Origin of the sequence: Clostridium sp. DL-VIII (genome assembly GCF_000230835.1) — a bacterium.
In the GTDB taxonomy this organism is placed as follows: domain Bacteria; phylum Bacillota; class Clostridia; order Clostridiales; family Clostridiaceae; genus Clostridium.
Genome location: NZ_CM001240.1, coordinates 405,001 through 417,944, shown reverse-complemented (window position 1 = coordinate 417,944; position 12,944 = coordinate 405,001). Strand labels below are relative to the sequence as shown.

Annotated in this window: 13 protein-coding genes, 2 tRNA genes and 2 rRNA genes (1 of these 17 running past the window's edge); 2 read left to right on the top strand and 15 right to left on the bottom strand. The window is 32.7% G+C overall.

What is annotated here, in order from left to right; genetic code table 11:
- Positions 1-13: 13 nt before the first annotated feature.
- Genes CDLVIII_RS01985 through CDLVIII_RS01975 form a run of 3 tightly spaced genes read right to left on the bottom strand, consistent with a single transcriptional unit; the run spans position 14 to position 2,068 of the window.
- A complete protein-coding gene (locus tag CDLVIII_RS01985) occupies positions 14-1,027 on the bottom strand; it encodes a protein arginine kinase (protein ID WP_009167785.1) in 1,014 nt (337 codons plus the stop codon).
- Entirely contained in the window at positions 1,020-1,598 is a 579-nt protein-coding gene (locus CDLVIII_RS01980; protein ID WP_009167784.1) for a UvrB/UvrC motif-containing protein, read from the bottom strand. Before CDLVIII_RS01980 ends, CDLVIII_RS01985 begins: the two co-directional genes overlap by 8 nt.
- A gap of 14 nt (positions 1,599-1,612) precedes the next feature.
- Positions 1,613-2,068, bottom strand: coding sequence for a CtsR family transcriptional regulator (locus tag CDLVIII_RS01975; RefSeq protein ID WP_009167783.1), 456 nt, complete (start codon positions 2,066-2,068; stop codon positions 1,613-1,615).
- Between the two features lie 170 nt (positions 2,069-2,238).
- Between CDLVIII_RS01975 and CDLVIII_RS01970 the strand changes: the two genes are divergently transcribed.
- Positions 2,239-2,883 (top strand): MBL fold metallo-hydrolase, encoded by a 645-nt coding sequence (locus tag CDLVIII_RS01970; protein WP_009167782.1) that lies wholly within the window; start codon positions 2,239-2,241, stop codon positions 2,881-2,883.
- 178 nt (positions 2,884-3,061) lie between these two features.
- On the opposite strand, the gene CDLVIII_RS01965 is transcribed toward CDLVIII_RS01970, so the two are convergent.
- From CDLVIII_RS01965 to CDLVIII_RS01935, 7 genes are all read right to left on the bottom strand, one after another.
- Entirely contained in the window at positions 3,062-3,232 is a 171-nt protein-coding gene (locus CDLVIII_RS01965; RefSeq protein ID WP_009167781.1) for a 4Fe-4S binding protein, read from the bottom strand.
- Positions 3,233-3,354: 122 nt separating this feature from the next.
- Positions 3,355-3,558 carry a heavy-metal-associated domain-containing protein gene (locus tag CDLVIII_RS01960; protein ID WP_009167780.1) on the bottom strand — a complete coding sequence of 68 codons (204 nt, stop codon included), beginning with the start codon at positions 3,556-3,558 and terminating at the stop codon, positions 3,355-3,357.
- 11 nt (positions 3,559-3,569) lie between these two features.
- A complete protein-coding gene (locus tag CDLVIII_RS01955) occupies positions 3,570-4,475 on the bottom strand; it encodes a stage 0 sporulation family protein (RefSeq protein WP_009167779.1) in 906 nt (301 codons plus the stop codon).
- Between the two features lie 3 nt (positions 4,476-4,478).
- On the bottom strand, positions 4,479-5,411 hold the full coding sequence (locus CDLVIII_RS01950) for a DNA polymerase III subunit delta' (protein ID WP_009167778.1): 933 nt from the start codon (positions 5,409-5,411) through the stop codon (positions 4,479-4,481).
- Between the two features lie 19 nt (positions 5,412-5,430).
- Positions 5,431-5,763, bottom strand: a complete 333-nt coding sequence (locus tag CDLVIII_RS01945) for a cyclic-di-AMP receptor (RefSeq protein WP_009167777.1) — start codon at positions 5,761-5,763, stop codon at positions 5,431-5,433.
- Positions 5,764-5,835: 72 nt separating this feature from the next.
- Entirely contained in the window at positions 5,836-6,477 is a 642-nt protein-coding gene (tmk, locus tag CDLVIII_RS01940; RefSeq protein WP_009167775.1) for a dTMP kinase, read from the bottom strand.
- Positions 6,478-6,560: 83 nt separating this feature from the next.
- Positions 6,561-6,764 (bottom strand): sigma factor G inhibitor Gin, encoded by a 204-nt coding sequence (locus CDLVIII_RS01935; RefSeq protein WP_009167774.1) that lies wholly within the window; start codon positions 6,762-6,764, stop codon positions 6,561-6,563.
- A 223-nt stretch (positions 6,765-6,987) separates the two neighbouring features.
- On the opposite strand from CDLVIII_RS01935, the gene CDLVIII_RS01930 reads away from it, so the two are divergent.
- The gene (locus tag CDLVIII_RS01930) at positions 6,988-7,935 is read left to right on the top strand and encodes a magnesium transporter CorA family protein (protein WP_009167773.1); all 948 of its coding nucleotides are present in this window, start codon (positions 6,988-6,990) and stop codon (positions 7,933-7,935) included.
- A 56-nt stretch (positions 7,936-7,991) separates the two neighbouring features.
- Here the strand turns inward: CDLVIII_RS01930 and CDLVIII_RS01925 are convergent, their stop codons facing one another.
- The 5 genes from CDLVIII_RS01925 to CDLVIII_RS01905 all read right to left on the bottom strand — a co-directional run.
- Positions 7,992-9,395, bottom strand: coding sequence for a sugar porter family MFS transporter (locus CDLVIII_RS01925; RefSeq protein WP_009167772.1), 1,404 nt, complete (start codon positions 9,393-9,395; stop codon positions 7,992-7,994).
- Between the two features lie 984 nt (positions 9,396-10,379).
- Positions 10,380-10,454: transfer RNA gene (locus tag CDLVIII_RS01920), tRNA-Cys, on the bottom strand.
- 4 nt (positions 10,455-10,458) lie between these two features.
- Positions 10,459-10,534: transfer RNA gene (locus CDLVIII_RS01915), tRNA-Phe, on the bottom strand.
- Between the two features lie 5 nt (positions 10,535-10,539).
- Positions 10,540-10,656, bottom strand: a 5S ribosomal RNA gene (rrf, locus tag CDLVIII_RS01910).
- A gap of 78 nt (positions 10,657-10,734) precedes the next feature.
- Positions 10,735-12,944, bottom strand: a 23S ribosomal RNA gene (locus tag CDLVIII_RS01905); it runs 700 nt beyond the window's last position.

Genomic DNA, 12,944 nt, shown 5'->3' with positions numbered 1-12,944 from the left:
TCCCATCTTTTCCTTATGTCAATATTTCCTTTACAAGCTTTGCTCTTTCATATTTACTCTCTTTTTCATCTAAAACTCTTCCCAAATAATTTTGCAGTGAGGCATTGCTTGTAAGTCTAAATAAGTTATCTATTTTTCTTAATTCAATATCTATTATTGATAATTCTGCTCCTAATCTAAGATTAGACAACAAATCTACAGTTTCTTTGGAATCCAATAGAACTGCATGCTTTAAAATTCCATATGCTCTATATACCCTATCTTCTAATTCATGTCTGCATTTGTTAATCAATATTTCTCTGAATTTGTTTTCTTCTGCTATCGTATTTAATATTGCCTCTTTTAATTTATTTATTATATTACTTTCTGTTAATCCTAATGATATTTTATTGAATATTCTATATAAATTTCCATAAACCTTTGTGCCTTCTAAATGAAGGCCTTTAATGCCCATACCCATTTTACTAAGATTCTTAGAAATATTTTTAATCTCTTCACTCATGGTAAGTGCAGGCAAATGCAATACCACAGAAGCTCTTAATCCTGTTCCGATATTCTCTGGAGATGATGTTAAATATCCAAGAGTTTCATCAAATGCATAATCTAAGTTTTTCTCTATTTTATCGTCAATATCAGTGGCCTTACTAAAAGCTTCCTCTAAATTCAACCCTTCACTTATACATTGAAGAACAATATGATCCTTTTCATTTATCATAATACTAAAAGTCTCGTTATCATTTAATATGAATGCTCCTTTATCTGAATTTTTTAGAAGCTCTTCACTAATTAGATCCTTTTCTAAATATTGTTTACTTAATTCTTCTTTTATATTCCAAACTTCATATAATGTAATTTCTTCATCGGTTAATTCATTTTTAAGAAAATTATATATATTTTTCCCACTTTCTCGACCTTTTATATAATTCAATTTATTAGGAAAAGGCAAATTGCTAAAATTTCTAGATAATAATATTTTACTTGTTAGTACAGCTTCACTGCCTTCACTCTTATTAATCCAGCTATTCATGGCAATCCCCCTCCTTAGTATTTATTGTTTCTTTAATATTATTTTCTAAAATACATAACTCTAATTTTTTTATTTCATCTCTTACAATTGCTGCTCTTTCATATTCTTCAGCAACTATTAATTTTTGCATTTCTTCCTTTAGATCTTTAAGCTTTCGCTTCTGAACTAATTCTTTTCCCTTGATTTTAGGCACTTTCCCTACATGTTTTACTCCCGCCTGTAAACTCTTTATCCTTGGCTCAAGTACAACCTTAAATTCTTCATAACACTCAGAACAGCCTAATCTTCCTGTTTTTTTAAATTCATCATAGGTTAACCCACAACTTGGGCAAACAATTTCTTTTACTTTACTACTATCTATATTAGTTTTATTACTATCTGCATTAGTTAATAGCTCCGACAATACTCCTTGAAATGGAAAATTTATATTTTGCATAATAGGACTGAAAAATGGAATATTAGCTATGTCCTTTGCACAATTTTCACATAACCAAATTTCATGCTTTTGCCCATTCATTACTGTAATTAAGTTTATCTTTGCTTCATTTTTTTTACATTTTTCACATAACATATATATCCCCACCTTTAAGATAAAATTATCATAATCATTGCCTTTAAAATATCAGCTCGTACCTTATTTTTATTTTCGGCTGAAGTTAAACTTCTATCATTTATTGCCATTTTCATTATTTCACATTCTCGTTCTTCAATAACTCCAGATTCCAACAAATGATTAAGCAAAGCATTTGCATTATGATATGTTATTGTATCTCCTATGCTTTGATTTATTATCTCTTCTCTTTTATTAGAATCATCATATTCTAACTGCTTAATAGCAATATGTCCACCGCCACCTCTTTTACTTTCGATTAAGTATCCTCTTTCGTAAGTAAATCTAGTAGTTAATACATAATTGATCTGAGATGGTGCACACCTAAATTGATCTGCCAGCTCATTTCTTTGTATAAAGATCACATTATCTCGATTTTCATTAAACATTTGCTTTATGAAATCTTCTATTATATCTGAAAGTCTTGCCATAACATCACCTGCTTAAACCTTTTTTTAATATTTGTTTTTGACTTACTTTGACTTTTTATAATTATACTATATTTCTTTTATTTTTTAAAGTATTAATATAAACTATGATTATTTTCAATTTTATATGTTAATAATTATTAATATTTGAATATAGTTTATGGAGGCTTCTTATGCAGATAATCTGGTATGGACATTCATGTTTTATTATAAAAACACCTACTGGTAAGCGGATTCTTATTGATCCATTTAATGATAATCTTGGATATGATAACAATTTTCCGAAATGCGACTTGATAACCCTTAGTCATAATCATTTTAATCGCTTATTACTAAATAATTATAATAACCTAACCAAAGTTATTAATGAAATTGGAGCTATTGATATGAATTTTATAAAATTAGAAGGCTTTAATTCATTTCATGATAAATGTAATGGATTAAAAAGAGGTTCGAATATTATTTATACATTTAGAACTGATAAATATTCTATATGTCATTTAGGACATTTAGGGCATATACCTTCTTCATTAACTTTAGAAAAACTAAGAAATATTGATATTTTACTTATTCCAATTGGTGGTCACTTTACATTAAACGGATTTGAAGCCGCAAAACTCTGTAAATTAATTTCACCTAAATACATAATTCCTATGCAATATAAGACTAATAAAACATCTTTATATCTAGATGACCCTAAAAATTTTATTATATCCATGAAGCATATAAAAAAAATCAAATCAAATATATTAGATATTTCAACATTAGACTTAAATTGTGGGTCACAATGTATATTGCTAACACCACCTAGCAGCTAGCTAAAACTCATAGAAATATCTCTGCTCATCTCTTTAAACCTAACTTCTTAGCTTCCTCTTTACACTTTATAAAATAATTCACTTGAAGTTAACCCAAAAAATATGCCTTTTACCTATTAAAAGTTCTACAATTTTTAATATATGAAAAAAAGATCGTCTAAAGACGACCTTTCTTCTATTATTCTTGGTTTGGAGCTCCTACTGGGCAAACATTCGCACAGTTTCCACAATCAATGCAAGTATCTGCATCGATAACGTATTGAGAATCCCCTTGAGTTATAGCGCTAACTGGACATTCTCCAGCACATGCTCCACAACTAACGCATGAATCATTAATTACAAATGCCATCTAGAACACCTCCTAATAAATTGCGGTAATTAACCTCTTACATTTTAACATGTATTCTAATGTTTTTAAAGTCTTTTGTGCCTTAGACAAGCGTATTTTTAATTCTGCTTGATGATTTAAACTTAGATTACTATATATCCCAAATCCTCTATTGAATTTACAATTTTCTCAATATTTAAAAAAGTTTCATTATATATTACTGTTATTTCTTTTTTTCCTAGTGATATCTCTATAGCGATTACTCCTGAATTATTAACAATGGTTTCCTGAATTATATTAGCATCTTGGTGCGATTCCATATTACAAATCGTAATAACAGATTTCATAGAAACTCCCCCTATTTCTCGTTAATAAGATTCTTTATTAATGTCTTATCTTCTTCTGATTCCACTATTAACTTTATGTTATTTTCATCAATTGTATCTTCATATTTTCCAGACACAAGTTCTACATCTGTTATTTTAAACTCCTCGACAACATCCTCATCACCTTTTCTAATACGTACCTTAACAATTTCCTTAACTATTGAATTACTTACAACTTCTCCGTTTCCGAATTCAGTTTTGACAATAGCTCCAACTTTAGGCAATCTCTTTCTTATTCCCTCATATGTCGTTTGCTCATAATTTAGGCAGCACATTAATCTTCCACATATACCTGATATCTTAGTTGGATTTAATGAAAGGTTTTGTTCCTTTGCCATCTTTATAGATACTGAAGCAAAATCTCCTAAAAATGTAGAGCAGCACATTGATCTTCCACATGGTCCAAGACCTCCAACCATCTTAGCTTCATCCCTTACCCCTATTTGTCTTAGTTCTATTCTAGTCTTAAATATAGTCGCTAGATCCTTGACTAGTTCTCTAAAATCAACTCTGCCGTCTGCTGTGAAATAAAATATAACTTTATGATTATCAAATGTATATTCTACATCAATTAATTTCATATCTAATTTATGTTCTTGAATTTTAACTAAGCATATATCCAATGCTTCTTTTTCTTTAGCCTTATTTTCTTTATGCTTATTAATATCATTTTCGTCCGCTATTCTAATAACATTCTTTAATGGTGATACTATATCTTCTTCTTTTATCTCTTTGGTTCCTATAACACATTCACCAAACTCTACTCCTCTAGCTGTTTCTACTATTGCATAATCACCTTTTTTTATAGGTAATTCTGATGGACTAAAATAATATATTTTTCCTGCTTTCTTAAATCTTACTCCTATAACATTTATCATTAATTATACCTCCGCAAATCCCATAAGAAGAACACTTATGGTCATTGAATAGTTTGTATTACTATTAAAATTTCTTCTAGCTTCTGTTATGTATTCTAACATACTATTTAATTTTTTATAAGACATTCCTCTTGCTATATCTTTCATTTTATGGATTTTATCAAAATTAACAATAAGTTCACTACCATTAAGTTCTTTAAAAAGCATAATATCTCTTATATATGACAGAAGTATATTTAGTAGTTCAAATCTGTCATCTTTTGAATCTTTTAGTAATTCCTCATATTTTAATACAAAGCTTTGTTCCCTTTTTAAAATATCCTCAAATAATTCTATGCATGTATTTCTTAATTTTTTTAAGTTTTGATCACTTATAAATTTATCTATATTTCCTGGCACTCCTGCACTATATGCCATTGCAGATTTTTTATCTTCTGAAGGTATATCTATATACTTATCTTCCATGTACATTGAAATTTCTTCTTTATTCAATGGAGTTAATTTATATATTTGACAACGAGATTTAATCGTATCTAATATTATTTCTAACGAATCGCTAAGCAATATTAAATATACTCCCTTTGGAGGTTCCTCGATTGTCTTAAGCAATGCATTTTGTGCTTGAACTGTTAGTTTATCGCATCTATATAATATTAATACCTTCTTATCTCCTTCGTATGGCTTTTTATTGACTTCATCTATTATTTTTCTTACGTCATCAACTCCAAACGAAATAGATGAAGGTACATATTTTACAATATCAACACTTTCTACATCATTTTTGGGTCTTATAATCTCATTCGAAAGGTATCTAGCTATTATACTTTTCCCGATTCCGTCATTTCCAACTATTAAATTTGCATGAGAAAATGAGTCATTTAATTTTCTATTATTTATACTATCAATAATTTCCTTATGGCCAATTATTTTTCTCAATGCTTACCTCTCCTTGAAATCATATTTTTACGAATTGATCGACATCAATTACAAATACAGTTGCTCCTCCAACATTAATTTGTACAGGATACTGCTGCATATATCCGCCTTCACTTCCTCCTAGAGTAGTTTGCGTAACTAACGTTTCTTTTCTTTCTTTACATATTTTTTTAATCACAGCAATGACAGCCTGAACTCTTTCTTCTTCAATTCCTACCATTAGTGTAGTATTACCAGACTTTAAAAAGCCACCCGTAGTTGCTAATTTAGTAACCCTATAGTTTTCTTCTGTTAATGCCTCTATAACATTTCTTGAATCTTCATCCTGAACAATTGCAATTATCAGTTTCATTATAATTACCACCTTCAAATAATACTAACTCACTAACTATTATTTTACCACAAATCAAAGGTATTTTATTATTTAGTTTATATTTGTCCATATTTTAAGCCTTAAGATATCCTTAATTTGTTTCACTACATTTTCTTTTGACACACTTGCATCTATCTTTATAATTCTTTCCTTATTATTTTCGTAGATAATATTATACCCTTCTCTGACTTTTTCATGAAAATCTAATTTTTCCAGATCTAATCTGTTAATTTCTCTAGAATCATTACTATTAATCCTATCTAATCCAATTTTAGGATCAAGATCAAACAATATTGATATATCAGGCATATATTTTCCAATTGCAAATTTATTTATACTCATAACTTCATCAATACCTAGATTCCTTGCATACCCTTGATATGCTAATGAAGAATCTATAAATCTATCACAAAGAACTATTATTCCTTCATCTAATGCTGGTATTACTTTTTCTACAAGATGCTGTCTTCTTGCTGCAGCATAAAGTAGCGCTTCTGTTCTACCATCCATTAGATTGTTTTCTTTACTTAAAATAACTTGTCTTATTTGCTCTGATATTTTAATTCCGCCGGGTTCTCTAGTTTTTATACACTTAAGATTATTACTAATAATCCAGTTATATATTTCATCAATTGCTGTTGTTTTTCCGGTACCCTCTCCACCCTCAAAAACTATAAATAAACCGTTTTTCATCATTAAATCCCTACCTTAAAGACTGTTTATATAAAAGCTTCACTCTTTAGGCACATATAAAAGTAATAGACAAGCATTCTAACCTATTCCTTTTTCAATTGTACCTTAACATGTTCATTAAATAGAATTAACTTGAGTTCATCCTTGTAGACATCATAATTAGAATCTGTTATGGTTGTCCTTACAATTTTTTCTTCACATGCTTTGCAAATCTTTTCTCCATTTATTATTATACCATCACAATCACTTTTCCCGCACATAAAACATGATTTATTTATATCCTTCATTTATTCTTCCCCCTTAAAGTTATAATTCTTTTACAATTATTCCCTTATAAGGTAGATTTAATACAAGCTTACAGCTCAAAAAGCTAATTATAACTATATTTTTATAAATATTAAGATTATCAATAATAAAAGTCTGCTTAAAAATCCAATAGAAATTCTTATCTGTTTACAAAGTTTTTTATAATAGTATAATATTAATTGAACTGCCCAGGAGGTGTTATAATTGATTCAAATTTATAAAAGTGAAAGTGAATCCAATTCTACTCTAAAATTAATAGATACAATCGAAAATGGATCTTGGATAAACATAATCGCTCCATCTGACGATGAGTTGATACTAGTATCAAAAAAAACAGGAGTTACTCTTGAATTTTTAAAAGCAGCTCTAGATGATGAAGAGACCTCACGTATTGATGTTGAAGATGATTCACTATTAATAATAGTGGATATTCCTTTCACCGAGATGGAAGATAACTCATTGACATATGATACATATCCATTGGCTATAATACATACTGATAGACAGTTGATAACTGTTTGCTTAAAAAACAGTAAAGTATTAACTGATTTTGCTAATAATAAAATAAAATCATTTTATACTTTTAAGAAATCAAGATTTACATTACAAATTCTAAATAGAGTTTCCACTTATTACTTATTATATTTGCGCCAAATTGATAAGAAGAGCTTAATGATAGAAAAAAGACTCCATAAATCTATGAAAAATAGAGAACTGATACAGCTACATTCTTTGGAAAAATCTCTTGTTTATTTTTCTACATCATTAAAAGCTAATGAAATAACATTAGAGAAAATGTTAAAGCTTGATTTAGTGCAAAAATATGAAGAAGATAAAGACGTATTAGAAGACGTCATTATTGAAAATAAACAAGCTATAGAAATGACTGAAATTTATAGTAATATATTAGCTAGTACAATGGATTTCTTTGCTTCTGTAATATCTAATAATTTAAATATTGTAATGAAAGTTTTAGCTTCCGTCACAATACTTATGGCAATACCAACTATAATCGGTGGAGTTTTTGGTATGAATATCCCATTACCTTTATCTGAAAATGATCCACATGCATTTTCAATAGTTATGGGTCTAACCTTAGGAATATGCGCACTTGTCGCTTTCATATTATACAAAAAAGACATGTTTAGATAACATGTCTTTTTTGTTATATATCTTTCTATAAACTAACTAAATAAATTTTCAAATATTTATCCCTCAATTTTATTAGTGACATTTAATACATTGTATGTAGCTTGTTGTTTCTCTTTTCCAGAGCGTGCGCGGAGGGTAGCTTCAATTTCCTCAAGAGAACGATTACGTGTTTCAAACACCTTTGAAGAAACAAACCATATTGAAATAAAACAAACAATACCGTAACCTATAAATAAACTTCCAGTCCCGAAGTAATTTAATAATGATGGAAATGTCAACGATACCATCATGTTTGCAGTCCAATTAACAACACTACTAAATGAATTTCCTAAGCCACGAATGTTTAAAGGGAAAACCTCTCCTATCATAACCCACATTACTGGACCCCAAGTAGCTGAAAAGAATGCTATATACACAGTTAATGCAACAACACAAATAATTGATGCAGTAAAGGAACCATTTGAGAATTTCATTGAAAGACTCATCACCATTAAAGAAAGTCCCATTCCAATAGCACCATAAATCAGCATCTTTTTGCGGTCAACTTTATCCATAATCATAACAGCTATAATAGTAACAATAACATCAAATATACCAATTCCTATATGTGCAAGTAAGGCTGCTTCAACACCAAAGCCAACATTAGTAAAGATAGTTGGTGCATAGTAAAGAACCGTATTACAACCCATAATCTGCTGAAAAATTGCTAAACCAAAGCCAATCACCAATGCTGGATGAACAAATTCACCGAATAATTCTTTAATTCCACCACTTTTAATTTCAGCTTGTTTTTTAATCTCTGCAAGTTCATTCTTAACAGCATTTTCATTGTATCCATTCATTTTTGCTAAAACGCTTTTAGCTTCATCAAATCGTTTATCCTTAACTAAGAATCGTGGACTTTCTGGCAATATAATAGCGCCCAAAAATAGAACCGCAGCTGGAATAGCAGCAAAACCTAGCATCAAACGCCATCCACTATATACGTTAGAGAAAGTATAATTTGTAACATAAGCTAATAATATTCCTGTCATTACCATTAATTGAAATAAGCTTGACATTGATCCACGCTTATCAGCTGGTGATAACTCTGCTAAATATGTTGGAATTAACGCAGATGAAGCTCCAACTGCAATACCAAGAACAATACGTGATAAGATTAGTGTCCAAAATTCTGGTGAAAACGCTGAACCAAGCGCACCTAAAAGAAAAATTATAGATGATAGTAAGATTAATTTTTTACGTCCATACTTGTCCGACATAGGTCCTATAATTGCAGAGCCAAGAATAGCACCTAACAATACAGAACTAACAACCCATCCTTGCTGCCATGAGTCAAGATGCATTTGATCTTGAATAAAAAGAATTGCACCTGAAATAACTCCAGTATCATAACCAAACAAGAGACCACTAAGTGCACCAAAAACATATATTATAGAATTACCAACTTTCATTTTCATTAGAATCATCTCCTACTTTTGCTTTATTTAGTCTTCAATTCATATTTCCATTATGTTTATAATATTTCTCAAAATTATTCTTTTAAAATATTTTTCAATTATTATAGTGTATCTCTATGCCTTTATTTTCAATATTCTGATATACTTTGTTTTCGAAATGACTGTACTTTTCCAATACTTTTTTGCTATAATACACATTGAGATTATCTTTAATCAATTTAATGATAATACTCTTGTAATTAGAGCATACTTTTAACATTTTGTAGAGTGGTATAAAGATGCTCTTTTTCATTAATGATTTACATGTTGAAATGTAATTATCCATACTTTTAAATAAACGTCATACAAATGATATTCGTTTTCATTAAACGTTATCACAAAGCCTAGCATACTATCATTTTTTTGTTTTAACTCTTCTAATAGAATTCAATTATTTTAAAAATGACATGAATTTATCAATATCATATTCATAAATTTTATGAAATACGATTATATTGATCATATTATCAATACATATTATTATACTTCCATCGTTTTCATAATTAATATTAATTAGCTTCTAAAGTGAATACGAGTTATTAATATACTAGATTCTTAATTTATTACATTTTGTTTGAAAACTTCTTATCATACATTATCTTCATATTCGTTTATATTATTTTATTAGTTTGGGACTTTTTAGTTAGGCGCCTAAAATTTAACCTTCAACAACTTTAGTATACCACTTCAAAAAAACTTTTTCAATATATTTTAAAAAGTCATTTTAAAAGACTTCTAATATATTATTGGACTTCCTTTTAATTTAACAATAAAAATTTAAATACTAACTCCCTTGCTCTCATAATCAATAATATTATTTTAATATCAAGTAAGTTCAATTTTCTATTCACAACTCATTAGTTATATATTATTTGCTTTATTTATGTAACAAAAAATAGCTTATATTTAACTTAATAGAGTTAAATATAAGCTATTTAAACAATTTGGAGGCGCCACCCAGATTTGAACTGGGGAATAAAGGTTTTGCAGACCTCTGCCTTACCACTTGGCTATAGCGCCATTATGGTGGCTCGAACTGGAATCGAACCAGTGACACGAGGATTTTCAGTCCTCTGCTCTACCGACTGAGCTATCGAGCCATCTTACCTCGCAATTTCCTACTCTTCCACACAGTCTCCCATGCAGTACCATCGGCGTAATAGACCTTAACTTTCCTGTTCGGAATGGGAAGGAGTGTTACCTCTATGCCATCATCACGAGATATTATATTCTTAGAAAGAACAAATTATTCTTTCAAAATTGCATATAATTTTCAATGTATATTACAACTTGATTTATATTGGTCAAGCCCTCGACCTATTAGTATCAGTCAGCTAAATATGTTACCATACTTACACCTCTGACCTATCAACCTTGTAGTCTTCAAGGGGTCTTACTAGCTTACGCTATGGGAAATCTCATCTTGAGGTGGGCTTCACACTTAGATGCTTTCAGCGTTTATCCCTTCCCGACTTAGCTACCCAGCTATGCTTCTGGCGAAACAACTGGTACACCATAGGTCAGTCCATCCCGGTCCTCTCGTACTAAGGACAGCTCCTCTCAAATTTCCTACGCCCGCGACGGATAGGGACCGAACTGTCTCACGACGTTCTGAACCCAGCTCGCGTGCCGCTTTAATGGGCGAACAGCCCAACCCTTGGGACCTACTTCAGCCCCAGGATGCGACGAGCCGACATCGAGGTGCCAAACCTCCCCGTCGATGTGAACTCTTGGGGGAGATCAGCCTGTTATCCCCGAGGTAGCTTTTATCCGTTGAGCGATGGCCCTCCCACGAGGTACCACCGGATCACTAAGCCCGACTTTCGTCCCTGCTCCACTTGTAAGTGTCGCAGTCAGGCTCCCTTCTGCCTTTGCACTCTTCGAACGATTTCCGACCGTTCTGAGGGAACCTTTGGGCGCCTCCGTTACATTTTAGGAGGCGACCGCCCCAGTCAAACTGCCCACCTAACAATGTCCTGTCACCAGTTTCATGGCATCCAGTTAGAACTTCAATACTATCAGGGTGGTATCCCAACAACGACTCCTCCAAAGCTGACGCCCTGGTATCCCAGTCTCCCACCTATCCTGTACAGACAATACCGAAATTCAATGCTAAGCTACAGTAAAGCTCTACGGGGTCTTTCCGTCCAATCGCGGGTAGCGAGCATCTTCACTCGCACTACAACTTCGCCGGATTTGCAGTTGAGACAGTGCACAAGTCATTACGCCATTCGTGCGGGTCAGAACTTACCTGACAAGGAATTTCGCTACCTTAGGACCGTTATAGTTACGGCCGCCGTTTACTGGGGCTTAAGTTCATACCTTCGCTTGCGCTAAGTATTCCCCTTAACCTTCCAGCACCGGGCAGGCGTCAGCCCCTATACATCAGCTTTCGCTTTAGCAGAGACCTGTGTTTTTGTTAAACAGTTGCTTGTGCCTATTCTCTGCGACCTACATTTCTGTAGGCACCCCTTATTCCGAAGTTACGGGGTCAATTTGCCTAGTTCCTTAACTGCAATTCTTCCGTCGGCCTTAGGATTCTCTCCTCATCTACCTGTGTCGGTTTGCGGTACGGGCACTACTTCTCTCTCTAGATGCTTTTCTTGGAAGCATGGAATCAGATACTTCGGCTCCGTAGAGCCTTCCCCATCACGCCTCAGAATTGTTGGAACGGATTTGCCAATCCCAACTCCCTAAACGCTTAGACTAGCATCCAATAGCTAGCACATCCTATCCTTCTCCGTCACACCCTCGATATTAACGATGATAGTGGTATTGGAATATCAACCAATTGTCCATCGGCTACGCCTCTCGGCCTCGCCTTAGGTCCCGACTAACCCTGAGAAGACAAACTTTACTCAGGAAACCTTAGATATTCGGCCTGTAAGATTCTCACTTACATCTCGCTACTAATGCCAACATTCTCACTCGTAATCAGTCCACCGCTCCTTTCGGTACGACTTCAGCCCGATTACGACGCTCCTCTACCGCTCACGCAAAAGCGTGAACCCGTAGCTTCGGTGGTAAGTTTGAGCCCCGGACATTTTCGGCGCAGGATCTCTTGACTAGTGAGCTATTACGCACTCTTTTAATGAGTGGCTGCTTCTAAGCCAACATCCTAGTTGTCTTAGAAATCCCACATCCTTTTCCACTTAACTTACACTTTGGGACCTTAGCTGACGATCTGGGCTGTTTCCCTTTTGACCATGGAACTTATCTTTCACAGTCTGACTGCCGGACTGATAGTATATGGCATTCGGAGTTTGATAAGGTTCGGTAAGCGCTATGCCCCCTAGCCTATTCAGTGCTCTACCTCCACTACTCACATTTTCCGACGCTAGCCCTAAAGCTATTTCGAGGAGAACCAGCTATATCCGAGTTCGATTGGAATTTCTCCGCTATCCACAGCTCATCCCATGCTTTTTCAACAGCAACGTGGTTCGGTCCTCCACGAGGTTTTACCCTCGCTTCAACCTGGCCATGGATAGGTCACCCGGTTTCGGGTCTACA

What these genes read in the sequence shown, in the direction of transcription:
- CDLVIII_RS01945 (WP_009167777.1), bottom strand. Translation starts at nt 5,763, where the DNA reads ATGAAACTGATAATTGCAATTGTTCAGGATGAAGATTCAAGAAATGTT.
- tmk (WP_009167775.1), bottom strand. Translation starts at nt 6,477, where the DNA reads ATGAAAAACGGTTTATTTATAGTTTTTGAGGGTGGAGAGGGTACCGGA.
- CDLVIII_RS01955 (WP_009167779.1), bottom strand. Translation starts at nt 4,475, where the DNA reads ATGATAAATGTTATAGGAGTAAGATTTAAGAAAGCAGGAAAAATATAT.
- CDLVIII_RS01925 (WP_009167772.1), bottom strand. Translation starts at nt 9,395, where the DNA reads ATGAAAATGAAAGTTGGTAATTCTATAATATATGTTTTTGGTGCACTT.
- CDLVIII_RS01960 (WP_009167780.1), bottom strand. Translation starts at nt 3,558, where the DNA reads ATGAAATCTGTTATTACGATTTGTAATATGGAATCGCACCAAGATGCT.
- CDLVIII_RS01980 (WP_009167784.1), bottom strand. Translation starts at nt 1,598, where the DNA reads ATGTTATGTGAAAAATGTAAAAAAAATGAAGCAAAGATAAACTTAATT.
- CDLVIII_RS01935 (WP_009167774.1), bottom strand. Translation starts at nt 6,764, where the DNA reads ATGAAGGATATAAATAAATCATGTTTTATGTGCGGGAAAAGTGATTGT.
- CDLVIII_RS01975 (WP_009167783.1), bottom strand. Translation starts at nt 2,068, where the DNA reads ATGGCAAGACTTTCAGATATAATAGAAGATTTCATAAAGCAAATGTTT.
- CDLVIII_RS01985 (WP_009167785.1), bottom strand. Translation starts at nt 1,027, where the DNA reads ATGAATAGCTGGATTAATAAGAGTGAAGGCAGTGAAGCTGTACTAACA.
- CDLVIII_RS01970 (WP_009167782.1), top strand. Translation starts at nt 2,239, where the DNA reads ATGCAGATAATCTGGTATGGACATTCATGTTTTATTATAAAAACACCT.
- CDLVIII_RS01965 (WP_009167781.1), bottom strand. Translation starts at nt 3,232, where the DNA reads ATGGCATTTGTAATTAATGATTCATGCGTTAGTTGTGGAGCATGTGCT.